Raw genomic sequence first — 23134 nt, 5'->3', positions numbered from 1 at the left:
AGCCCTACCGGTCAATACGCCCCTTGTTCTATGGGGGCACTGAGACCGGCGCATATCGGTAAGCCTCATCAGGCTGCGGTACTAACAAATGTATAGTAATGATAATCATTATCGTGTAATGTCGGTGTCTTTGATTTTACGCCAGCTGGGATTTTCCGTTAGCCGGGCACCGGCGCAGTTCAAGGTTAGTTTCCGTGTCATGAAGTACCGTTTGCCCGCAGGAATATTTGGCACTGTTCGTCAGTGGCACTGGATCAGTTCGGCTGTTTGTCTGGTGGGCATGCTGTTGTTTGCGGGTACCGGTATCACCCTCAACCACGCGGCCAGCATTGAGGCCAAGCCCAATACCCATACCTTGGAAACCCCCGTACCTGCGGCTTTGCTATCCCAAGCGCAAGCCATTATGGCCACCGCTAACGAGCAAACCCCATTGCCCCGGGCGCTATCTGCCTGGCTGCAGCAGCAGGGAATTCAAACCTCCGGCAGAGTGGTGGAGTGGAGTGAAGATGAAATCTACCTTGCCATGCCTCGGCCTGGGGGTGATGCCTGGCTGGCCTTGGATTTGACCGCAGGTGTTCTGCTCTACGAAGACACCCATCGCGGTGCTATTTCCTACTTAAATGATCTGCACAAAGGCCGCAACACCGGGGCGGCCTGGCGCTGGTTTATTGATATTTTTTCGGTCGCTTGTGTGGTGTTTTGCATTACCGGTCTCTGGTTATTGTATCGCCACAGTAAGGCTCGGCCGACCACTTGGCCGCTGGTGGGATTGGGATTGGTGATCCCCGTGCTGTTGGCCATTTTATTTGTACATGGATAAATGAGGTGATGACAAAGTGATTGTCTTTAAAAACGTCAGGCAGGTAATAGCGGCAGCCACGGTTTGCGCTTTGCCACAGGTACAAGCCCAAACCTTGTCGGTGGATGTGGAGCTGCCGCGTCTATCGGTGGCGGAATATCACAAGCCCTACGTTGCGGTGTGGGTGGCAAAAGAAAACAACCAAATAGCAGCGCATCTAGCGGTGTTGTACGACGTGGAAATGTCCGGCGGTAAGGGCGAGAAATGGCTCAAAGATATGCGTCAATGGTGGCGGCGTGGTGGCCGCAATTTGGACTTTCCCATGGATGGCGTCACCGGTGCCACCAAAGGGCCGGGCACCCATAACTTAACGTTTGCCAGCCAGTTAAGCGATTTAGCCGCAGGTAATTATCGCTTGATGGTCGAGGCCGCGCGTGAGGTCGGTGGCCGAGAACTCATCGAAATTCCATTTACTTGGCCGGCCAAAAATGCCGTTAGCGAACGCGTAAGCGGTAGCGAAGAGCTGGGCAGTGTGGCTCTGAGTATTGAGCCATAGCCGTGTACGCCACAACGATTGAGCACGATTAACAAAACAGACTGAACGACCTTTGGAGTCTTTATGCGTTTTAAAAAAATAGCCTCACTGGCCCTATTGGCCGGTGTTATTACCAGCAGTATTAATAGCCACGCCCACCGCGCTTGGTTATTGCCAGCGTCCACTACGCTATCCGGCGAATCTCCCTGGGTCGGTATTGATGCCGCTGTATCCAATGATGTATTCCATGCCGATTATCACGCTCTGGGTTTGGGTGGGGTAACGGTAACCGGGCCGAAAGGCGAATCTGTAGAAATGCACAACCAGGCCGAGGGCAAACACCGCAGTATTTTTGATCTCAACCTCACCGAAGAAGGCACCTATAAAATCGCCATTGCCATGGCCGGTCTTTCCGCCAGTTGGGAAACCGAAGACGGTGAGCGCCGCCGTTGGCCGGGTAGGGGCCAGCGGCCAGACCCGGCAAAATTCGATTCTGAAGTGCCTAAAGAAGCGAAGAATTTAAAAGTAACCCAGAGTTCGCGAAGAATAGAAACCTTTGTTACCGCTGGTGCTCCTAGCGATGACGTGCTGGCGGCTACGGGCGTTGGCTTGGAGTTGGTGCCGGTAACCCACCCTAACGATTTATACCAAGGCGAAGCCGCCGAGTTTCGGTTTTTAATCGATGGTAAGCCCGCCAAAGGCGTTGAGGTGACCATATTGCCCGGTGGCATGCGTTACCGCAGTAGCCAAGACGCCATTGAGGTTAAAAGTGATAAAAAAGGTTTAATTAGCGTTGAGTGGCCAATTGCCGGTATGTATTTTATTGAAGCCGAATACGCCGACGACAAAGCCAAAAAACCGGCCACCAGCCGTGCCGGAACCTACTTTGCCACCGTGGAAGTACTGCCACAGTAATTATGTTGTACGAGCCCTATTGGCAGGCCGCTGCGGTGTTGGCGGCCTACGCCCTGCTGTGTTGGGCCTGCTTACGCAAACCCACAGGCATTGCCCACCCAGCCGCCGGCGCCAGCGAAATTTTAATTGGCTACGCCAGCCAGGGCGGCGAAGGGCAAGCTTTGGCCGAGGCGCTTAGCGGGGCTCTAGCACACCAGGGTGCGGTACAGGTGCTACCGCTTAATGCCGTGGACGAGACCTGCTTGGTGCAACATAAAATAGCGCTGTTTGTAGTAAGCACCTACGGTGAGGGCGAGCCGCCGGACAGCGGCTTAAAATTTTCCCATCGATGGTTGCGCAGCAGCAGTGAAAAGCTCAGCCATCTGCACTACGCAGTGTTGGCCCTGGGAGACAAAACCTATCAGCATTATTGCGGATTTGGCGTCGCCGTAGACAGCGCCCTGGCCAATCACGGTGGTCAGCGAATGTTCCCCGCAACGCAGATAGATCGCCTGTCTGAGGCCGATTTAGATCTCTGGCAGCAGCGCTTACAACAGGCCGGGTTATTACAAGTCGATGACCATAGCCTTGTTAAAACCGCGCCCGAGCAACGCCATGGTTTGGTTTTGTCCTCCCGCCGCCATTTAAACTCGGGTTCACCGGGGGGCGCGCTTTATCACTTGCAATTTAAATTACCAGAGGCGGAAATAATCCACTGGCAGGCCGGCGACATCGCTGTGCTGCATTTGCCTAAATCGGCCACTGGTGAATCCGCACAGCGAAAATACTCCATCGCCTCCCTGAGTAGCAGCGGGCAATTGGATTTGTTGGTTCGCTTAGTCAATAAAGACGATGGTGGATACGGCCTCGGCTCTGGCTTTTTGTGCCAGCAATTAACGCCGGGTAGCCGTGCCGAATTTTGCCTGCAAACTAACGCCGCTTTCCACGGGCCTACAGAAAACCTGTTAATTGAGGACGCCGCTGATGTAACGCAGTCACCGTCGATGATTTTAATTGGTAATGGCTCGGGTTTGGCGGGTTTGCGGGCCCACCTTTTACAGGCCATAGAAAATCGCAGTGGTGGTCATTGGTTGGTGTTTGGCGAGCGCACGAAAAAGTACGACAGCGTTTTCGCAGGCCAGCTAGAAGGGTGGCAGCAGCAAGGGGTTTTGGCCGAGCTAGACCGAGTATTTTCTCGAGACGGTGGTGAGCTGCGTTATGTGCAAGATGTATTGCAGCAAAAAAGCCAGCAGTTGCTGCAATGGGTAAATGCTGGGGCCTTTATTTTTGTGTGCGGTTCGCAGCAAAGAATGGCACCCGCCGTGCACCGAGTGTTGGTGGATGTATTAGGCGAAGACCGGGTAGAACAATTAATTCTACAAGGACGTTACCGCAGAGATATTTATTAGCGCATGTGGGGGGGGGGGCATCTCTGTCCACCTTGTCCTCCTAAGCCTCTTTGTTCTTCCTAAGCCTCTTTGTTTTTCGTTGATACTTTCCATTTTGCACAGATAATTTTTTCTCTGGTGCTTTTTTAAATTTCTACTGCTAGTGGTTTTTCCTCTTTCTTGAAGCGGCCATCCATTATGATTGACGGCCACAGGTAAATATTTAGTTGATAATGGTTATCATTATCACTATTATACTGTAACCAGTTTTATCCCCCCGTTGGAGTTTTACATGCACGCATTTACTTTGCTACGCAGGGCTTTTGTCGCCTGTGCGTTGCTGTTGGCGGCCACCAGCCAGGCACATACGCCATACCTCTCACCCACCAGTTTTGAGCCCGTGATGGGCAAAATGATCACATTAGACGCCTCCTTTGCGGAGCGTTTTTATATTCCGGAGTCCGCGTTTAATAACAGCGATTTCTTGGTCATAGGCCCCGATGGCAAAAGCTCGGCGCCCGATACCCTAAGTGAATTAAAAACCCGAACGGTGATTGAGCACGAGCTATCCCAAGAGGGCACCTATCGATTTACCACCGGCGCACGCCTTGGCGCTACGTTTCTTATCTACGATTTAAACGGCGAAGAAAAACGTGCCATGAATCCAAAAGACCCTTTGCCAGATGCGGCTAAGGTAAAAATGCATTTTCGCTCGGTGACGCGCAGTGATGTGTATGTGTCACAGAAGAAAATAAACCATACCGCAATTCGCGTGGACGAAGAGGGCTTGCAGCTTTTACCGAAAACCCATCCCAATGAGTTGTTTGCGGCGGAGCCATTTAATCTACAAGTTCTGTTTAATGGCCAACCCCTGGCAAATTCAAAATTAATGGTTTATCCAGCCAAGGGTGCCGAAGATGTTGAGCCCCAGGAATTTACCAGCGATAACAACGGCAACGTAGCGCTTAATTTGGCCGCAGGCCGTTATTTGGTGCGGGCCCGTCACCGTGCCTCAGCACCCAGCGCAGCCGAGGTGCCGATCTACAGCCACACAACAACATTAAGCCTGTTGGTATTCGCCAACGACTAATCACACAAGGAACATGCCCGTGAATCATAAAATGTTAAACAACCTAACCGGTTTGAGTTTGGCTATGTTGGTGATTGCCGGTTGTGCAGCCAACTCCGGCAATGGAGATGCCATCCAGGCCGCCAAGGACTTAACCGAGCAAGATCGAAAAACCGCCCAGCAAGATGACCGAGGCCACAAGCCACAACCCATGACCGCCGAGCGACTAAAGCAGGTGTTGGAGGAGTACAACGCCGGCCAGGATGCAGAGCTTTCTTGGTCAGAGTATAACGATTGGCGCAAAGCCCGCTTTGATAGCACCGATGCCAACCACAATGGCACGGTGGACACAGAAGAGTATGTCTATGAATACGAAGGGCGCATGGATGCCCGCATTGATGAAGAACGCCTGGCCCAGGTAAAACAAACCAAAATGCGTTTTGAAGCGCTGGATGCCGACGACAGTGGCGCGATTGCTTGGGCGGAGTTAGCGGCCTCTGGAGAGAAAATATTCAAGCGCTGGGACAGCAACCAAGACGGTGTGATCGATGCGCAGGACTTTGCCGCCAATGAAGATAAAGAAAACAACCAACGCCAGCAGCGCAGATCAATGATCCGAATGCCCACCACCCACAATCGCGCCGGTGTGCTGGAACTCTACGATGCCAATGGCGACGAGTTTGTAAGCCATGAAGAATTTATTCAGGAGCGAAAGTCCTTGTTCCATTTGGCAGATGAAAATAAAAATGGCCAGGTGGTGTTGGACGAATACCTGGCGGAATATGAAAATCGACTGGATGCCGCTATCGCTAAAACCCGTCGCGCAGCCATCAAACAAACCTACGTGCGCTTTGGCGTACTGGACGACAACGAAGATAAAGCCATGACTTTTGATGAATTTCAAATATCTGGCAAGCGTATTTTTACCCGGTGGGATAAAAACAGCGATGGCATTATCTCCATTGCGGATATCGGTGTGTAACACAAAACATGAGTTGTACTGTTTTTCTGGCCGCCATGTGGGTGGGGCGGCGCTCGAGTTTTATGGCTAATCGCTGGCTGCGTTATGTTCGCTGTTTATTGCTGTCGGCGAGTTGGCTTGTCGCTTCGGTAAGTTGGGCCCAGCCCGATGATTGGCATCGCTTTGATCACCAGGATGTTTTAGGTACGTCGTTAACGATCTCCGTTTTGGGCCCCGCTGAAGAAGCCCGTGCTATTGCAAGCAAGGTGCTGGCAACCATCGATAATTTGGCCGCAGAGCTTAGCCATTACGATGGGCAATCCAGTATCAGCCAGATTAATCGCGGCGCAAATGTTTTGCCCGCAGATGTAGTGGCGGTACTAGAGCAGTGCGAACATTGGCAGCAGGAATTTCCTTTTGGGTTTAGCTGTAAGTTAGGCCGGGTAATTGACCTGTGGCAAAGAGCAGAAAAAGAGCAAAAAATGCCCGAGCGAGCAGCAGTGCGCACGTTAGCCAGGGATGCATTAAATAGCCGCTATGGTCTGCAACAACTCAAGCAGGGGGCGGCCAATAACGATTACCAGTGGGCCCTAGGGGGCATTGCTAAAGGTTATATTGTCGACCGGGCTATGGCCGAGGCTCGCGCGCTGGCGTCGAGCCGGGTGCAGGCCATTGCCGTGGATATTGGCGGTGACGCCGCCTATTGGCAACAGCCCGATGCCGATGCTTGGCAGGTGGGCCTGGCCATCCCCAATACTGTGGATGACGGAGGCCATAGTCGCCTGGGTACCAAGGCCATACGCAATGCCGCCATTGCTTACAGTGGCCACGACAGCCGCAGGCTAACCATTGGCAATCGATCATTCAGCCATATTCTAGCGCCGCGCGATGGTTGGCCCAGGTATCACCCGCTAACGGCTGTGGTGGTGGCACCCAGCGCCACTGAGGCCGACGCATTGGCCACGGCGCTGACGACATTGGATATTCATCGCAGCTTGGATTGGCTAAATAGCCACGGTCAATATGCCGCGCTATTAATTGATGACAAAGGCCATCAGTTCGCCTCGGATAACTGGCACCAAAGCTACCAGCCGGAGCAACAACAAGCCGAGCCGTTGGCCACCATCGAATTTCGTTTACCAAAATTGCGCGTAAGCAATTATCGCAAACCCTACGTCGCCCTGTGGATTGAAAATCCACAGCGCCAGCCGGTTAAAACATTAATGCTGTTAGGCGATAGCGAACGTTGGATGAGCGAAAACCGCCATTGGTGGCGAACCCAGGGGCGGCAATCACCCGAGTTATTACTGCAGGGATTTGCCCGCGCCACCCGCCGCGCAGGTGAGTACACCGTGCAATGGGATGGCCGAGACGATTACGGCAAAGGGTTGCAAGCCGGCAACTACCGATTAGTGATCGAAGCCGCTCGGGAGCACGGTGGACACGAACGCCTGGCGCTGGATTTCAAGCTCGGCCAGTCCGGCAAGACTTGGTCGGTGGCAGGCCAGTCTGAAATTGAACAACTGGGCATAACGCTGCGAGAAAGCGTTGCCGCAATGACACAATAACAATATTACCGCCAAATCTGATAGGGAATCTGACTTTTAATTATCAGGATTCATCTATGAACAAATACGCACACAAAATAAACCTTTTGGCTGCCTGCATAATGGCCGCAGCTACCGCCAATGCCGAGGAAGACGTGGTTCGGCTATCGACGTTGGTTGTTGAAGCGGCCAACGAAAGCAGCGTTTCCAATAACACTACGGTAATCAGCGACGAAGATATTGCCAATGCCTCCATGGACAATATTGAAGACAGCGTTCGATACATACCCGGGGTGCAAGTTAACGATGCCGGCAACCGGTTTGGTGACGACGGATTTAATATCCGAGGCCTGGAGGGCGATGCCGTTGCGGTAACCGTTGATGGTGTTTCTTTGGGTGAAACCCTGGCGCCGGCGTCCTTCTCGGCTTACGGTATGTACGATTCTACCCGTGGCCAAGTAGAGCTGGAGCACGTAAAGTCTATTCGTATCACCAAAGGCCCAAGCGCGGTGAGTAAGGGTACTAATGCGCTGGCCGGTTCGGTGGCCTACACCACCCACGATGCCAGTGATTTTATCGGCTCTACCGGAGACGAACTGTATTTTGGTACCAAGCTGGGGTTTGATTCCCGCGATCACGAAAAAAAAGGCCATGTTACTTTTGCTAACAGGGCGGGCAGCTTTGAAAGTTTAATTCAGTACACCTACCGCACCGGGGAAGAAATGCAAGCCCATGGCGATGGCCAGGCGCTGCTGGGTTCTGCAAGAGAAACCGCCGACCCACAAGACAAAACCTCATCTGCGGTGCTCGCCAAATTCGCCTATCAATTAACGCCAACGCAAAAACTAGGCTTGATGTACGAAGACAACCAGCGCAATACCGAAGGCACGCCGCTTAGTCGGGATAGCGCCACCTACTACAATTTCCACACCGACGACGATAACGATCGAACTCGATACGGCATTTTTTATCACTGGGATAACACCGGCCTGGCGTTGTTTGATTCGCTGTCCGCGACCTTGGATTTGCAGGAAGGTGAGACCACCGGTGTCACTGCCTTTGACTACAGTTCCCGCGGGTTAAATATTCTACGTATCGAAGATCGCAGCACCAGCCAAGATGCCACGGTGCTAAATCTGGATTTTGAAAAACACATTAACGCTGGGGTACGGCAAACCCTCGATTACGGTTTCGATTGGTCTTCACGGGAGATGGAAAACGTGATGTACGATCGCCGCTACAACGGGTTTGACACCGCCAGTGGTTATATGGACGGTTATCCCGAGCGCGACCCGGCTTGGGTGCCTAAAACAGAAACCAACAGTTTTTCTGTTTATTTCAGTGATGCCATTAAGATAAGCGATGCCTTTACAGTGACCCTGGGTGCTCGCTATGACAATACTGAGTACAACCCCGAGGTGGGTAGTACCTTTGAAGACAGCACCGGTGTCAGCGTTGTCGATGCCGAATTCGACGCCTGGGTAGGCCAGCTTATTGCCGAATACGAGTTTATGCCGGGGCAATCAATTTTGGCCAGCTATACCCAGGGCTACCAAGCGCCCACCGTACAGGATATGTACCTGGGAACCGACGGCGGCACGGTCATTGAGGACACAATCACCGGAGAATCCTACCTAGATTTAGACACCGTCGCCAACGCTAACTTGGAAGCCGAGCAATCTTCGAGTATGGAATTGGGCTACAAATTGGAATCGGAGAAAGCCAGCTTTACGGTGACCGGTTACTGGGCAACCTACGACAATAAAATTCAGACGGTTTCTAATAGTACGGCCTATAGCTCGGCGGTAAACGCCGAGGAGTGCGGGTTTGATTTTGCAACCATGCAAACCGTCTGTACGCCTACCACCATTACCGAAGACGAGTGGTACCAGCCCGCCAATGTGGGAGAAATCGACGTTAACGGTATTGAAATCGATGCAACCTACGCTTTTTCCAAAAACGTGTTTGCCCACTTCACCTTTGCCACTATTGATGGCGAATACCAAACTACATTGGACGGGGTACACAATAAAGGCGATGCCTTAGAAACCGCCGCGCCGGATACCGGCACGCTTACCCTGGGTTACTTGGCATCCAATGGTAAGTGGGGTGTGCAATTGCACGCGCTGTGGTTCGATTCCATCGACGAGCAGTTGCAACCGGACGAAGCCGAAGCCCTGAGCGTAGCCGCCGGGGATTTGAGCTTTACCGCGTTAAATAATGGCAGTGGCCCGGCCTATTATCCGGATGCTTACACGCTGTTCGATCTCAACGCGTTTTATAAGGTGACCGATAAACTGAACATCACTTTGGCGGCCTATAACCTAGCCGATAAAGAATACTATCGATGGGAAGTGTTAAATTCTATTCGCGCCGGCAGCGGCGGCTTTTTTGGCGGCGTATCGGATCAAGGGTACAAACGCTATTCTGAGCCAGGCCGTAGTTTTAGTTTGGATGTGGCCTATCGTTTTTAATGGCCTTGCTTAAACTGCAATAAAAGAAGCCGCCATTGGCGGCTTCTTCGCGTTGGCTGAGTTTTTATTTAGGGTAAGTCCACAGCCTGCTGGCCAATAAGTGTGCCGGTTTTGCTGTCTTTGGTTAGCAAGTAATAAATACCATCGCTTTCCATCAAGGTAACTGTCTCTGGGCTACCGTTGCCGTTGGTATCTTTAATGATAGAAAAGTCCACCGGGCTGGCGTTTTCACCCAGCCAAACATTATTGGCCAAGTTTGCGCTGTAGGAATCTCTTAGCTCAATCTTGCCGGTGGTTTCTCCCGCATTGGTTTTGCTCGAAAGCAAAGCGATTTCTGCCGTACCGTTACCGTTTGTATCGGCGATGGCTTTGGCGGCAATGGGGCTAAAGCGCCAGTTGTAACCCACCGACTGCAAATCGTCACCGCTTTGCGTATCAATCACTCGCACGGTTAAACCGTTGCCTTCCGCTTTATTGAGCAAAACACCCAACTCATTGCTGAGGTTAGGTGACAGGCCAAGTTGTGTATTCATATCCACCAGGGCGGTTGATTGGTAGGTTTTACCTAGCCAAATATTGTTCACCAAGCTGCCGTCCAGGGCGCGAATTTCCAGTTTGCTGGTGCCCTTCTTGTTGGTGGACAGCACGGCTATTTCTGGCGCGCCATCGCCATTAATATCCTCAATAAAGGCAAAGTCTTTTGCGCGGAAATAAGGGTTAAATGAAATCGACGATAACTGCTCACCGGTTTTCGCATCGTGGATAATTACAGCCTGGCCATTGCGATTATTAAATTTACTTAAAATGGCTATATCGTCCGCGCCATTGTGGTTGGTATCTGGCACCACGGCCATTTTGATAGCATCAACATTTGCATTAAAGGCGATGTTGGTTACTAGCTCGCCGCTTAGGCTGTCTCTTAGCTCAACGCTATTGCTGCCGGCTACCAAAGCGGCTATTTCGGGTACTGAATTACAGTCTGCGTCGTTAACCACGGCGACCTCGCCGGTACCGTCAAACGTAATCGCCTGCCAAGAGTGATCGGCGCCAATGGATTGGACGTGTACGCGGGTGCTATCGGAGCTTGCAACCACGCCGATCTCTGGGTAACCGTCGTTATTGATGTCACCTAGATGGAGTGTTTGGCTCGCTGTGCTGGCGGCCGGAGCCGGTGAATCGGTCACAGGAATACTAACCCCGGTGGGTACGCCCTCACCGTCAAATTCTAAGGCCGAAACATAGGCAGACCAGCCATTTGTGTCGTCGACGCCGAGCAAAATTCGGTCGTTATCTAGGGCTACGGCGCGTCTCGTGGGCTGTTCCCGGGCGTCAAATGGCAGGTCTAAGGACTGCAGTGCCAGGAGGTTGCCGCCAATATCGTAGCGTGCCAGCACATGGGTTAATTCGTCATTGTCAGCCACGGCGGCTGCGCCGATGGCAAAGATATCGGTACCGTTGGTGAATACCCCGTAGGCGACGCCGTTTCGAGCGTAACCGTCGGCCTGGCTAAAGAAAGGGATCTGCCAAACAATGTTATTTTGCTCATCGTATTTAACGATAAAGTCATTCGGTTGGTTGATCAGCCAGGAGGTAGAATTCACAATGCTGTAAGTGTCGTTATACAGGCTAATGCCATTGGCCAGTGGCACTTTGTCGGCGGCGGCTTGGCCCGTCTCTTGGCTCAATAATTGGCCGGTAGTGGAATAGGCATGATAGGCGTTTTCAAAGCTTGGGTTTAACCCCGCTATATGAACAACTCCATCTTCAATAAACAGATGGTTGGTGCTTTCCCAATCGCCAATATCAACGCTCCATTGTAATTCACCTGCGGCATTGAGATGCGCTAACACTCGGTTGTCGCCAGAAGCCCCTGCGTTTGTTTTTGCAATGGCAAACAAACCGTTGTCTGTGGCGGCGATGGTGTAATAGTATTCTGCGCCTTCGATGGCCGCGGAAATATCGCCGATACTACTCACCGAAGCAGTTTCTATATCCACTTGGGTAATGGATGGAAGGTTGGTGTAATCGACTAAAAACAGGTTGTCGCTGTTGACTGCTAAATTACTCCAAATGCCGGATTCCGAAGCCTCGTATCGCCAATCAATGGAGCCATCCCGGTTTATTTTTTCAACCATATAGCAATAGCCAAGCCCAAAGTCGTCAAAGCTGCCGTCACAAAAGGCACCATCCGTAGAGCTATCTAAATAAATATTACCATCGGATATTTTTATTTCATTGGTCCAGTCGCCGCCTAAATGTAAGTACCACAGTGTATCGTCGGCTGTGGCTGCAAAAGGTTGGCTAGCGAGGCCAATGGCAAGGGCCAATGGTGAAAAAGATTTTTTAAATGTTTTAATCATCTTAACTTCCTTGTCGATTAGTTTTATTGGTAGGTGACCTGGGCAATTGAGGATTTGCCCGTGCTCGAGTAGGAGCGGTGAGGAGTATGTCACAAAACTAATAGAAAAAATGGCGTAAATGTAAAATGATTTTCAATTGCGGCAGATTTTATGGTTTTTTTAGTTCGAAATTAACGAAATGATTTAATGGCTAATAAGCTGTCACATCGACGTCACGGTACTGTCATAAATTAGTTCTGAATTGCCAGGGGTTGGTGAGTATTTACCTCTGGGGTAGGGAGTAATTGCCTGTATTTAAAATGGCGCTCTTTGCTAGTAGAGGCGGTTGCCGTCCCCAGCAGTTTTAGCCGAAAGCCGCTTTGTACAACCGCTTGCCACTAAAGAGTTACGATTGTCATTTATGTCAGTTATTCTTGTGGAATCTCGTAGTCTAAATGCAATATTTGTATCATTTCTAAGTCACACCCAGCGCCTAGGATGCAACGTGAAAATCAACGAAACCACGGAGTTTGTTATGAAGGTCACGTTAAAGTCTGCCATAGCCATGGCGGCGGGTGTGTGTGTTTTATCCTGTGCAAATATTAGCCTAAGCAGTACCTATAGTTCGCCCGAAGTTGCGCCGTTGGCGGCGGGCGAGCCGCGCCTGTTAACGGACCCGTTCCTGCAAAACCCCAGTAAGGATGGTGTTCACGTTGTGTGGGTAACTAACTTCCCCGGTAGCGCCCACACCCTTTTGGTAGAAGATCACCCCATGGAAGACAATGGCGGCCAGTTACAAGCGCCAGAAAACTCCGGGCAGAATCGTGTGTTGGCGGATACCGCCAAATTAAATCGCTTTTTTGAAGACAGCAGCACGCGCTGGGACAACCCACCCGAAGCCGTAGTGCAGCGCCAAGCCTATCGCCACGAGGCCTACGTTGACGGTTTACTGCCCGGTAAAAAATACCGCTATTGGGTAAAAAGCAGCAACGGTGAAGGCGAAGTTTATTCCGCCGGGCCGTTTACGTTAAAGGCGTTGCCAGAAAACAACGCGCCGCTGCAAATTTTATTAACCTCAGATCAGCAAGAGCGCTTTAACACGCTGGCAAATTATCAAACCGTGGCGGAAATGTTCCCCAATTTGGATGCTATTTTCTTCGCTGGCGATTTGGCCAACCACCCGCGTCGCGCCTCCGAATGGTTTGATAATTTCCAAAGCAGTTGGTTAGATAACCCCCTCAGCGCGCGGCCTTCGTTCTTCCCGACTTTGCAGGGCAAGTTTGATGAGTTTGTACCTGGCTCTCCCTACAAAGGCGGCGAGTTGATGCAGCATGTGGCTTTGTTTCCCTCCATTGCCAACCACGAAGTGAGCGGCCGTTTTCGCCCAAACCAAAGTGTGATGGTGAACGGACAAGAGACCACCATGGACATCAACGGCATGTTTGGTGATGCGCAACCACGTTGGTACGCCACCTATCGTTACCAAGAACTGGCCGATACCATTAACCCCAGCCGAGACCCGGCCATCAAAGACCAGTGGATTCGCGACAACTCTAACGACTTCGACGCCTACCGCGAATTGTTTACCCTGCCCAGCGATAGCCCAGAGGGCGAAGCCTATTACGTAAAACGCGTGGGCGATGTGCTGTTAATTTCTATGAACGTGTCGCGCATTTGGCGCAATTGGAATTTAGACACCAAAAGCAAATTTAACGAAAACCCCAACGATCTAAACAACCCAGAAGAGTGGGGCTTTGGTGAGCATTTGTTTACGCCTTTTACTGAGGGTACCGCGCAATACAAATGGTTGCGTAGCATCGTTAATAGCGACGGTTTTAAAAACAGCAAATACCGCGTGGTGATGTTTCACCAATCGGCTTCTGGCCTTGGCGATAACGTGGTGCCGGTGTTAACCGACCCAATGATGGAAATCGATTATCAAACCGATGCCGGTGAAATTAAAACCCGCAAGGTGTTGATGCCCCAGGAGCAGAAATCCCGCATACAGGTATGGCGAGAGCAGGTGCAGCCCTTACTCGGTAGCATTGTCGATGTACGCTATGAATACCCAGTGCAAGAAGATTTCTTCCGCCGCGATATTGAGCCCATGCTACAGGCCGCAGGCGTACAGCTGGTGCTGCACGGCCATTCACACATTTGGAACCGTGTGCAAGCCGGCAACATGCACTACCTAGAAACCTCTGCAGCGGGTAACTGTTTTGGCGCCTATTGGACCACACCGGAAGGCACCCCCTGGAACGACGCGCAACGCGGCGGTGCCGCCTTCTTTGAGGCCGTGGCCAATGGCGAATTTGAGGCGCACAATTATCCGCGCACCAACGATCCCCACGCTCGTGAGCCTATTATGCCCAGTATGGCTAACCCCATGGTGCACTTTGGCCTAAGCGATTACGAAGTACCGTTTGTGTGCAGTAACGACATCTCTACCTTTACTATTTTGGATACCGGCATGGGTGCCGTACGCAGTTTCGCGTTGGACGCCACCGACCCGGATAGCGAAGTGATTGAGTTCGACCGCTTTGAGCTAAACGCAAAATAGCTCGCCTCTAAAAAAGCCCGCCGAAAACCGTGATCGACGGAGGCGGGCTTTTTTGTGGCAGTTATCACCTCGTTAAAATTGATAGTTAGCCGTGATGCCGGCCATGCGTGGTTGGGTGGCCGGCGAGGCAAATTGCCAAAGGCCAGAGGCCCGAAATTGGTAGCCCAGTTGTTCTTCATCGGTGGCGTTGTGCACAAATACCGATACCCGCCACATTTCATCCGCAAGCCAGGTTAAGCTGGCATCGACGATAGCGTAGTCTTCAATTGCTAAGTAGGGGTCGTTGTCGATGGTGGTGTGTTGGCTATCTTTCCAGTTGTAGCTTAATTCGCCGGTAATCACCCCGCCTGGCAGTTGCCAATCCTGGGTGAGGCTAAGTGCCAGTTGGTGCTCCGGCGCACGCCGCAAGACATTGCCAGAGAAATCGCTGTTAATTAAATTGCCGTTGCTGTCGGTTTCGCCAAATAAATTGCCGGTGAAATCGTCGTATTCAGCTTTTAAATAGCCGTAATTGATACTCAAACGAGTGGCGTCTGTGAGTAGTGCCAGCAGCTCGATTTCCAAGCCATTACTGGTGGCGGAGGCGGCATTGGTGATTAATAAGTTTTGCCCCTGCGGTGCCGGCACATTTACATCCACCTGAAGGTCGTCGTAGGCCGAGCTAAACAGTGCAGCGTTGAGGCGTAAGCGCTGGCTAAACCACTCGCTTTTTACGCCCAGTTCAAAGGTGTTGACGGTTTCTGGGTTGTAGGGCACCAGAGCTACAGCTTCGCTGCCGGCGCGGCCATTAAATCCGCCCGCTTTATAGCCTGTGGCGTAGCTTGCGTAGAGCATGATGTCGTCACTAAGTTGGTAATCTGCTCCCAAGCGAAAGGTGCTTTCACTCCAATCGTGGTTCAAATTATTAACGTCAAAAATGGTGCTGCCGAGCAAAATCATTTCACGGGAAAAGGTTTTATCATCCTGGGTATAACGAAGGCCTAAGGTTAAAGAAAACTGGTCGTTAAGTGCGAAATTACCCTCGGCAAAGGCGGCTTTGCTTTTGGAATTCTGGCCGGCGTTGTAGTCAATGGGTAAACCCAAGTAGGTGTCGTTTTGCCGAATATCGTATTCCATTTGATACCAGTACAAACCAGCGACAATATCCAATTGCGGGGTAATTTCACCAGCAACCCTTAATTCGTGGGATTGCGTTTGCTCGTTTTGGATGCGGGCATCGGTATGGAAAAAAGTCCCGTACACGGGAGTGGAGCCGTCGTAGCCGATGATGGCGTTACCAACGCCGTCCCAATCCAGCCAAATATCCTCGTAGTGATCGGCGTAGTTACCTACGTAGGTCAGTGTTAGGTTGTCGCTAATATCGTAGTTCGCTTCCAGGCTAACACTGTCGCGGTCGATATTGGCGATGTTTTTATCGTCGGCGTTGGCTTCATATAGGTCGCCGGATTTTCCCTCGCAGAGGTTGCCCAGTACGCAAAATAAATAAGGCGTATATATATCATCGCCATTAACGTCGGTGCCGCTGAGGTAGCCATCGTTAGTGGTGATATTCACCACATAACCGGTATCGCTACGGTCTTTTAAATAGTCGTAATTTAATTTAAATCTCAACCGTACGCTGGCATCCCACACAAGGTTGAGTCTCGCGGCCAGAGTTTCTTCGCCCATAAAGTGGTCTGGCCCCTGGCGGTATCGATTATCCACCCAGCCATCGCTGTGGCTAGAAAATACCGACAGCCTAGCCGCCAGTTGGCTTCCTAGCGGAATGTTAATTGCGGCCTTGCCATCCAATCGGCCGTAGCTGCCACTGGTGATTACTACTCCACCTGCTAGGGCCTCTGTTGAGGCTTGTTTGCGGGTGACGTTAACGGTTCCGCCTAAGGTGTTTCTGCCAAAGAGGGTGCCTTGCGGGCCGCGTAAAATTTCTACCTGTTCAACGTCGAACATGTCCATCATTTGGTTGGCATTGGTGGCGGTGAACACGCCATCAATGGATACACCTACCGAAGGGTCAAAGGATCGCTCAATATCCATGGAGGTCATGCCGCGTATGGAAATTTGCGCCGAGTTGGGAAAGTTGCCGTGGCGGCCAAAGCTCACGTTGGGGGCCATGCCTTCTAGCTTGCCAATGTCCATGGCGTTTTTGCGCAGCAATTCTTCGCCGGACAGCGCCGTAACCGCCACGGGCACTTGCTGCAAGGATTCCTCTACCTTGCGCGCGGTTACTGTAATTTCCTCTATGCGTGTTTCGGCAGTGCTGACGTCGGCTGCCAACAGAGTGAGAGCCGCGATAATAGGGGCAGTAGGGTAGATAGCTCGTGAAATATCCATAGGTAATCCTTTCAAAGTGGAAAAGACCAAACTACAGCGGGAGTCTTTTATTATTATGGTTGCCATTGCGGCGGGCAGTGGCGCTAATGGCTAAATGGATTTTGGAATAGCCGTTACGCCACTATGAAAGAGAGCATTATAAAAAACAAGTTTATTTGTTTGTTAAGGGTGCTTGGTTGTTAAAAAGGATAGGTAGGCCGGTGCAAGCCATTTTGCTAGGCAGTCGCATTCTGTTGCGCCTGCAGTAAAATAGCCGGCGCCAGGCCATGTTGGTCATGGAGCAACGATGCGTTCGCCATTTCGGGCGGATGATAGACGGATTTAGGGTTAAGTTGGCTGGGTTATGTCGAAAGTTAAGGTGTTTGGTGCGCTTACTCTGGCGGTTGTTTTGGCCGCTTTGATTGTGCTGGTGGCGTTAACGCTGCGCGGGCTGGATAACAGCGGCCAGTTTCCCACTACGGCTAGTTCAGAAGCGTCTACGGCCCAAGTGCCCACTCAAGCCCGGGATTCTGCAGCCACCGGCCAGGCGCCCCGCCTGGAGCAAGAGTCCGCTACACCTGAGGATTGTGTGTTGCCCTACATGCAAAGTTCGGATGCCGGCCTAAGTGACCAGGAGCTAGCAGATCGTTATCTGGCAGCCAGTGAGTGGGTCACAGCGAGCCTAGTGGCCTCCCAGGACCCTGAGCTGTTGGTCGTTGCCGCTATGTTCGAGGAGGACGAAGAGGTGGGCTTGGAATTGGCCACCAAGGCCGTGGAGCTGGCGCCGGATAACCCCTTGGTGCTGTGGAATGCGCTGATGGATTGTTTCGACCCAGACCTTTGCCCGAGCCTGGAGTGGTTACAGCAATTGGCCGTTGTTGACAGCGAGAACAGCGACGTGTGGATGTCTCTGGCGGTGGAGCAGCTGCGGCTGGGCGACGAAAAGGCCGCTTTGGGCAGCCTAGAGCGAGCTGCCAACGCGGCCAGTGCTAATGTTTACTATGCGGAGACCATAGAAATGGGGGTGCGAGCTTTCACCGCCGCTGGCAGTGACTTGCCTTTCCAGGCCGTAGCGGAATATGGCTTTGGTATCTCTACTGGAAAACTGCCGCAATACGTTGGCTACGTTAGCCTGTGCAAAACCATGAGCAAGAACTCACCCGTGGCCGCGGAGCATTGCTTGCGCTACGCCCAACAATCCCAGGCTTATTCTAAGACTCGCATTGCCAAAAGCATCGCTGCCGATATGGAAGCCGTTGCCCTGGAGCAGCTGGGCTATGACGGCCAAGCGGCCTCCCTGCGGGAGCGCAATCGTCAGGCAAGTGAAATTTCCACTGAGGCGCATTTCGGCGAGGCCAGTGGTGTGCAAGCGCTAGAGGCCTACATGAGCTACAGTCCAGCCAACTTAGAAAGCTTTCTAGGCCATTTCCGAACCCAGGGCGAACTGGCCGCCTTCCGGGCGCTGGAGCAAGAAAAACAGGCCTTTGATAAGCAATATTTGTCTTCAGGGTGTGAATAGTCAGCTTCTGCCGGTGTTTTCGGTAGGCCGTTAAAATCCTCCCTTCGGGGCCTTCCCTCCGCCGCTCACGCCTGTAAGATAGGCGCGCTAAAATTTTGGGATATTTTTACAGCACAACATCGCCGTTGCCGCCGGCGCGGTTGAGGAGCCAATACAATGATTACAAGCTTTAAACCACCACAACGCACACTCATGGGCCCTGGCCCGTCGGACGTTCACCCGCGCATTCTGGAGGCCCTGGGCCGGCCCACCATCGGCCATCTGGACCCTGCCTTTATCGGCATGATGGACGAGGTAAAAACGCTGTTGCAGTACGCCTTCCAAACTGAAAACGCCTTGACCTTACCGGTATCTGCACCGGGGTCGGCGGGGATGGAAGCCTGTTTTGTGAACCTAATTGAGCCCGGCGACAAGGTCATTGTGTGTGTTAACGGCGTGTTTGGCACCCGCATGATCGAAAACGTCACTCGCAGCGGTGGTGAAGCCATCCGCGTAGACGACGCCTGGGGCCAGCCGGTGGATACCAATAAGGTAGAGGCCGCGCTAGAGACTAACCCAGATGCCAAAATTCTGGCCTTTGTCCACGCCGAAACCTCCACCGGCGTGGAATCCGATGCCGCCGCCCTGTGTGCATTGGCTAAAGCTCACGATTGTTTGGTGATTATGGATACCGTTACGGGATTGGCTGGCGTACCCGTTAAGGTGGACGAGTGGGGCGCCGATGCCGTGTATTCCGGCACGCAAAAGTGCTTGTCGTGCACGCCGGGTATCTCGCCGGTAACTTTCAGCGAGCGCGCCGCCGAAACCATCCGCAACCGCAAAACCCCGGTGCAGAGCTGGTTTTTGGATATGAACCTGGTGATGGGCTACTGGGGCCCCGGCGCCAAGCGTGCCTATCACCACACTGCACCCATCAACGCGCTGTACGGCCTGCACGAATCCCTGGTAATGCTGCAGGAAGAAGGCTTAGAAGCCAGCTTCGCTCGCCACAAAGCTATGCACGAAAAACTGCGCGATGGCTTGGCCGAGATAGGCATTGGTTACCTGGTGGATGAGGCCCACCGATTGCCGCAGCTAAACGCCGTTATGATTCCGCAGGGCGTGGATGATGCTACCGCACGGGGCCGTTTATTGAACGAATTTAACCTGGAAATCGGCGCCGGCCTGGGCGACTTCGCCGGTAAAGTTTGGCGTATTGGCCTGATGGGCTACTCCGCACGGGAAGAAAATGTTCAGCTGTGTTTGGATGCCCTAAAAGCAGTTATAAAATAGCAACGCCCAGCGCGGCAGCCCTGGGCTGCCGCGTTTGGTTCGTAACTTTTCAATAGCTTGGGCTTTTTCCTTCGGCAACCTCGTTGCCATCCTTATCTGGCAATTCCTTTTTGCCTAACCCTTTTGGCCGGTCTTTTTTGCCAGCCCTTGGCATGTTTTGCACTGTTGCTCTTATCGGGGCGCGCAATTGTGCAGCAGTTCCTTCAGTCTCCATATTGATTGCACATTGTTTGCTTAATTTGTCCGCACAATAGCCTCCAGCTATAACTAGCAATATTTATTACCAGATACATTCGGAGTCAAAACCGTGCCTAACACAAACAACCCTTTAATCTCCCGTCGTGTTCTTTTGCGTCACCTGGGGATAGCAACCACTGCGACCTCGGCCCTGGCTCTATTTGGCTGTGGTGGCGGTGGTGGTTCATCGTCTTCTTCCAGCGATACCGCCAATTCAGACACGGATACCGGGTCAGATACCAGCACCGGCTCCGATACCAGTACGGGTACAGACACCAGCACGGATACCACGGTGACCGAGGGCGAGTGGCTCACCGGCGGCACCAATGCCATGGAGGCGGATTTCCCACCCACGACCAATCCCTTCGATAGCGGCCTGGCAAACGCTTGCACTTTAACCGATCAATTCACCGTGGGGCCGTGCTTCTTTGAGGTGGAAGACGAGCGCGATGACATCTCCGAGGGCCAGCCCGGCGTACCCATGACCCTGGCCATGAAATTGGTGGATGCCGATTGTGAGCCAGTGGCCGGTGCCGTAATGGAGGTGTGGTGGTGTGACGCCGAAGGGATTTACTCTGGTGATAATTCCGAGGCGGCCCACGCCGTGAGCCAGTTCAACGCCGGATTTTGTACCGGTAATGATTCCGAAGCCCTGGCGGCGCGTTGGTTCAGAGGTATTAAGACCACCGATGCCGACGGCGTCGTGTATTTTAAAGGGTGTTTTCCAGGCTGGTACCCAAGTCGCACCACCCACATTCATTTTAGAATCGTCCTTGATGGTAACCAGCAACTGGTCTCTCAGTTTGGCTTCGACGATAATCTGGCCAACGATATTTATCTCAATAACAGCGATTACACCGGCCAAACCAAAGACACCAGCAACGCTCGTGACACCGTCTTCCCCAGCAACGGGGTGGAAGACTATCTATTTGAGGTAGAGCGCCAGTGGGATGGTTCCATGTTGGTGTACAAGGCGGTGCAAATTAATGTATAAACTCGGCCCCAAGGGCAGGCTCGCTATCGCTGAGCGAGTGCTACAAACGCGGCTTAAAATAGCTGTAAAAGTGCTACATAAATGTCACGGCTATTGGCTACACTGGCGGCCGGGTTTCGTCAGTGTGGTAATGGTTCTTGTTTGTACACGGTTCTGCCCTAGGGTTGGTAATTGGAGTGGCTATTGGATTGATAATGACGGCAGGGACGGTTGCGCCGGCCCGGGCGCAGGTTACAGCATCCCTTGCCGCCCCCTTGTCCGTCAGCCTGCGTTATGACTGGCGGGAATCAGTCGGGGACCGCTACCAGTATCGGTTGCGTTGGTATCCCAGCCTTGCTCTCAACGAGGCCCTGTCGCTGCATACTTTTATTGCCAGTGGCGACGCCTTTTCTTCCAGTTACAACACTATTGACGACAGCGGCGCCGATCCCATAGAGCTGCGTCGTGCGTTTGTTCGCTATCAATATCGCCGGGGCAAATTGGAAGCCGGTGTTATTCCTCCCTACAAAGGCCGAGTGTCGTCCACCGGGCTATCCAAAGATGGTTGGCTCACCGGGCTGCGTGCCGTGCACCAGTTTTCCTCCAAGGATCAATTCGAAATCGTTGCCGGCGAGTTATCGCAACCGGATAACCCCGGCGCTTTTGAGCGTTTAGATAACCCTAATTACTGGGAAGCGGAATACAGTTCGGCGGTGCGCCACGGGGTTAGTTTTGAGTTGGCCGCAGAGCATATGTTGGGCGACGATTTTGTGCGCGGGGAAGTGCGCAAACAGTTAACGCCGCAGTGGTTAGCCAGCGTCGAATCCATTAATAAATTGGGTGACACCACCAAGTGGGTGTTGAGTGCTGGCCGAACCTATGGTGCCACCAAGGTATTTGTGTATTACAGCTTTGTCCCCCAGGGCTTTGGCCAGCGGGCTGAACTGACCGAAGATTTTGTTAATTACGGCCACAGCTGGGTATTGGAAACCGACACCAAAATAAATCAACAATTGGCTTGGTTCACTAAATTTGAGCACGTAAAAAATAATTGGCGGGTGCAGCTGGGTGTTAGTTTTAGTTTATAAAGCAGGGAGCAACGTGTAAGCGGCCAATAAATAATTCCAGAGCAGAACTCCATCGTCTAAAAAAGCGGGCCAAAAAGAAACACCAAAAAGAAACACCAAAAAGAAGATCTAGTCGGCCATTGGCTGGTTATTGAGGAACTATGCCCCTAACAATTCCTCACAAGTAAAACGACGTTTAATTGAGAGGTGTAGTCGATGGGGCAGAAAAGATTACCAGTACCGTTTTTATGGCTGGCGGTAGCGATGCTGGCATGGAGTTGCTGGGCTAAAGCCGAGCCACAAAAATACGCGATCGAAAACGTTAAAGACAACGTCTACCGTTTTACCGCGGGTCATTATCACTCGGTATTTATGGTGACCAGTGACGGCATTATCGTTACCGATCCCATCACACCGGCAGCGGCGCAATACCTTAAGCAGGCCTTAGCCCAGCGCTTTCAAAAGCCGATTAAATATCTGGTGTACAGCCACAACCACGCGGACCACACATTGGGTGGCGAGGTGTTTGCCCAAGCAGGGGCCACGGTGGTAGCCCATGAGCTCGCCGCCGAAGATATGGCCTGGACCAAGCTGCCCACCGCCCCTGCGGATATCACGTTCACCCAAGAACTTACGCTGAAATTGGGTGACAGCTCCGTGGAGCTGCAATACCACGGCGTTAATAACGGCCGTGGGTCGGTAAGTATGCGTTTTTTGCCGGCCAATGTTATGCACGTGGTGGATTGGATTGTGGTGGGCCGAATGCCCTATAAGAATTTAATGGGTTATGACATCCATGGCATGATCCGCTCCACCGAAGCTATTCTGGCGTTGCCGGATTTTGAAGTATTTGTCGGTGGCCACGCCGATATTGGTAACAAGCAAGATGTGGCGTCTTATTTAGACTATCTAAAGGCACTGTACGCCGGTGTGCGCGATGGTATGCTGCAGGGCCAGAGTTTGGCACAAACACAATCATCGCTAACTCTCTCCGAGTTTGATCACCTTAAAATGTATCGCCAGTGGCTGCCTTTGAATATCGAAGGTGTATACAACACATTAATGAACACTTCGTATTTTGGCTTTCGTACCGATGTCCCTGAGCCGGCAGAATAGCCTACGGCTGGTTTTTGTGGCCGATGTTTAGTAAATTTGCGGGGCTTGAACACAGGCTCCACATAATTGAAGAA

16 protein-coding genes are annotated in these 23134 nt (G+C 52.1%); 14 read left to right on the top strand and 2 right to left on the bottom strand.

Annotated elements, in window-relative coordinates; translation table 11 throughout:
* The first annotated feature begins 88 nt into the window (after positions 1-88).
* From ACGHM3_RS20195 to ACGHM3_RS20160, 8 genes are all read left to right on the top strand, one after another.
* Positions 89-820: a PepSY-associated TM helix domain-containing protein gene (locus tag ACGHM3_RS20195; protein WP_345423309.1), complete on the top strand. Its 732-nt coding sequence runs from the start codon at positions 89-91 to the stop codon at positions 818-820.
* Between the two features lie 16 nt (positions 821-836).
* On the top strand, positions 837-1355 hold the full coding sequence (locus ACGHM3_RS20190) for a DUF2271 domain-containing protein (RefSeq protein ID WP_345423306.1): 519 nt from the start codon (positions 837-839) through the stop codon (positions 1353-1355).
* 63 nt (positions 1356-1418) lie between these two features.
* The gene (locus tag ACGHM3_RS20185) at positions 1419-2249 is read left to right on the top strand and encodes a DUF4198 domain-containing protein (protein ID WP_345423303.1); all 831 of its coding nucleotides are present in this window, start codon (positions 1419-1421) and stop codon (positions 2247-2249) included.
* Between the two features lie 2 nt (positions 2250-2251).
* Positions 2252-3637: an NADPH cytochrome P450 oxidoreductase family protein gene (locus ACGHM3_RS20180; RefSeq protein ID WP_345423300.1), complete on the top strand. Its 1386-nt coding sequence runs from the start codon at positions 2252-2254 to the stop codon at positions 3635-3637.
* Between the two features lie 271 nt (positions 3638-3908).
* A complete protein-coding gene (locus ACGHM3_RS20175; RefSeq protein WP_345423297.1) occupies positions 3909-4706 on the top strand; it encodes a DUF4198 domain-containing protein in 798 nt (265 codons plus the stop codon).
* Positions 4707-4725: 19 nt separating this feature from the next.
* The gene (locus ACGHM3_RS20170) at positions 4726-5667 is read left to right on the top strand and encodes a calcium-binding protein (protein WP_345423294.1); all 942 of its coding nucleotides are present in this window, start codon (positions 4726-4728) and stop codon (positions 5665-5667) included.
* An 8-nt stretch (positions 5668-5675) separates the two neighbouring features.
* A complete protein-coding gene (locus ACGHM3_RS20165; protein ID WP_345423291.1) occupies positions 5676-7214 on the top strand; it encodes a DUF2271 domain-containing protein in 1539 nt (512 codons plus the stop codon).
* A gap of 56 nt (positions 7215-7270) precedes the next feature.
* A complete protein-coding gene (locus tag ACGHM3_RS20160) occupies positions 7271-9667 on the top strand; it encodes a TonB-dependent hemoglobin/transferrin/lactoferrin family receptor (protein ID WP_345423288.1) in 2397 nt (798 codons plus the stop codon).
* A gap of 68 nt (positions 9668-9735) precedes the next feature.
* On the opposite strand, the gene ACGHM3_RS20155 is transcribed toward ACGHM3_RS20160, so the two are convergent.
* Entirely contained in the window at positions 9736-12027 is a 2292-nt protein-coding gene (locus ACGHM3_RS20155; RefSeq protein ID WP_345423285.1) for a hypothetical protein, read from the bottom strand.
* Positions 12028-12511: 484 nt separating this feature from the next.
* Here ACGHM3_RS20155 and ACGHM3_RS20150 point away from each other — a divergent pair, with 484 nt between their 5' ends.
* Positions 12512-14566: a metallophosphoesterase gene (locus ACGHM3_RS20150; protein ID WP_345423282.1), complete on the top strand. Its 2055-nt coding sequence runs from the start codon at positions 12512-12514 to the stop codon at positions 14564-14566.
* A gap of 72 nt (positions 14567-14638) precedes the next feature.
* Here ACGHM3_RS20150 and ACGHM3_RS20145 read toward each other — a convergent pair whose 3' ends face one another.
* The gene (locus ACGHM3_RS20145; protein WP_345423279.1) at positions 14639-16897 is read right to left on the bottom strand and encodes a TonB-dependent receptor; all 2259 of its coding nucleotides are present in this window, start codon (positions 16895-16897) and stop codon (positions 14639-14641) included.
* Positions 16898-17240: 343 nt separating this feature from the next.
* On the opposite strand from ACGHM3_RS20145, the gene ACGHM3_RS20140 reads away from it, so the two are divergent.
* The 5 genes from ACGHM3_RS20140 (at position 17241) to ACGHM3_RS20120 (ending at position 23060) form a co-directional block, all read left to right on the top strand.
* On the top strand, positions 17241-18395 hold the full coding sequence (locus tag ACGHM3_RS20140) for a hypothetical protein (RefSeq protein WP_345423276.1): 1155 nt from the start codon (positions 17241-17243) through the stop codon (positions 18393-18395).
* A 156-nt stretch (positions 18396-18551) separates the two neighbouring features.
* Positions 18552-19667 carry an alanine--glyoxylate aminotransferase family protein gene (locus ACGHM3_RS20135; RefSeq protein WP_345423273.1) on the top strand — a complete coding sequence of 372 codons (1116 nt, stop codon included), beginning with the start codon at positions 18552-18554 and terminating at the stop codon, positions 19665-19667.
* Between the two features lie 307 nt (positions 19668-19974).
* On the top strand, positions 19975-20898 hold the full coding sequence (locus tag ACGHM3_RS20130) for an intradiol ring-cleavage dioxygenase (protein WP_345423270.1): 924 nt from the start codon (positions 19975-19977) through the stop codon (positions 20896-20898).
* Between the two features lie 194 nt (positions 20899-21092).
* Positions 21093-21965, top strand: coding sequence for a hypothetical protein (locus tag ACGHM3_RS20125; RefSeq protein WP_345423267.1), 873 nt, complete (start codon positions 21093-21095; stop codon positions 21963-21965).
* 195 nt (positions 21966-22160) lie between these two features.
* Positions 22161-23060 carry an MBL fold metallo-hydrolase gene (locus tag ACGHM3_RS20120; protein ID WP_345423264.1) on the top strand — a complete coding sequence of 300 codons (900 nt, stop codon included), beginning with the start codon at positions 22161-22163 and terminating at the stop codon, positions 23058-23060.
* The last annotated feature ends 74 nt before the right edge of the window (positions 23061-23134 follow it).

This window comes from Halioxenophilus aromaticivorans, assembly GCF_042850945.1.
In the GTDB taxonomy this organism is placed as follows: Bacteria; Pseudomonadota; Gammaproteobacteria; order Pseudomonadales; family Cellvibrionaceae; genus Halioxenophilus; species Halioxenophilus aromaticivorans.
Note: the sequence above shows the minus strand (reverse complement) of the source record. Positions and strands in the feature narration are given on the sequence as shown.

Bases quoted from the DNA above. Each gene is read 5' to 3' on its own strand.
- ACGHM3_RS20120 (WP_345423264.1), top strand. From the start codon at position 22,161: ATGGGGCAGAAAAGATTACCAGTACCGTTTTTATGGCTGGCGGTAGCG.
- ACGHM3_RS20195 (WP_345423309.1), top strand. From the start codon at position 89: ATGTATAGTAATGATAATCATTATCGTGTAATGTCGGTGTCTTTGATT.
- ACGHM3_RS20160 (WP_345423288.1), top strand. From the start codon at position 7,271: ATGAACAAATACGCACACAAAATAAACCTTTTGGCTGCCTGCATAATG.
- ACGHM3_RS20175 (WP_345423297.1), top strand. From the start codon at position 3,909: ATGCACGCATTTACTTTGCTACGCAGGGCTTTTGTCGCCTGTGCGTTG.
- ACGHM3_RS20180 (WP_345423300.1), top strand. From the start codon at position 2,252: ATGTTGTACGAGCCCTATTGGCAGGCCGCTGCGGTGTTGGCGGCCTAC.
- ACGHM3_RS20185 (WP_345423303.1), top strand. From the start codon at position 1,419: ATGCGTTTTAAAAAAATAGCCTCACTGGCCCTATTGGCCGGTGTTATT.
- ACGHM3_RS20140 (WP_345423276.1), top strand. From the start codon at position 17,241: ATGTCGAAAGTTAAGGTGTTTGGTGCGCTTACTCTGGCGGTTGTTTTG.
- ACGHM3_RS20145 (WP_345423279.1), bottom strand. From the start codon at position 16,897: ATGGATATTTCACGAGCTATCTACCCTACTGCCCCTATTATCGCGGCT.
- ACGHM3_RS20155 (WP_345423285.1), bottom strand. From the start codon at position 12,027: ATGATTAAAACATTTAAAAAATCTTTTTCACCATTGGCCCTTGCCATT.
- ACGHM3_RS20135 (WP_345423273.1), top strand. From the start codon at position 18,552: ATGATTACAAGCTTTAAACCACCACAACGCACACTCATGGGCCCTGGC.
- ACGHM3_RS20165 (WP_345423291.1), top strand. From the start codon at position 5,676: ATGAGTTGTACTGTTTTTCTGGCCGCCATGTGGGTGGGGCGGCGCTCG.
- ACGHM3_RS20125 (WP_345423267.1), top strand. From the start codon at position 21,093: ATGACGGCAGGGACGGTTGCGCCGGCCCGGGCGCAGGTTACAGCATCC.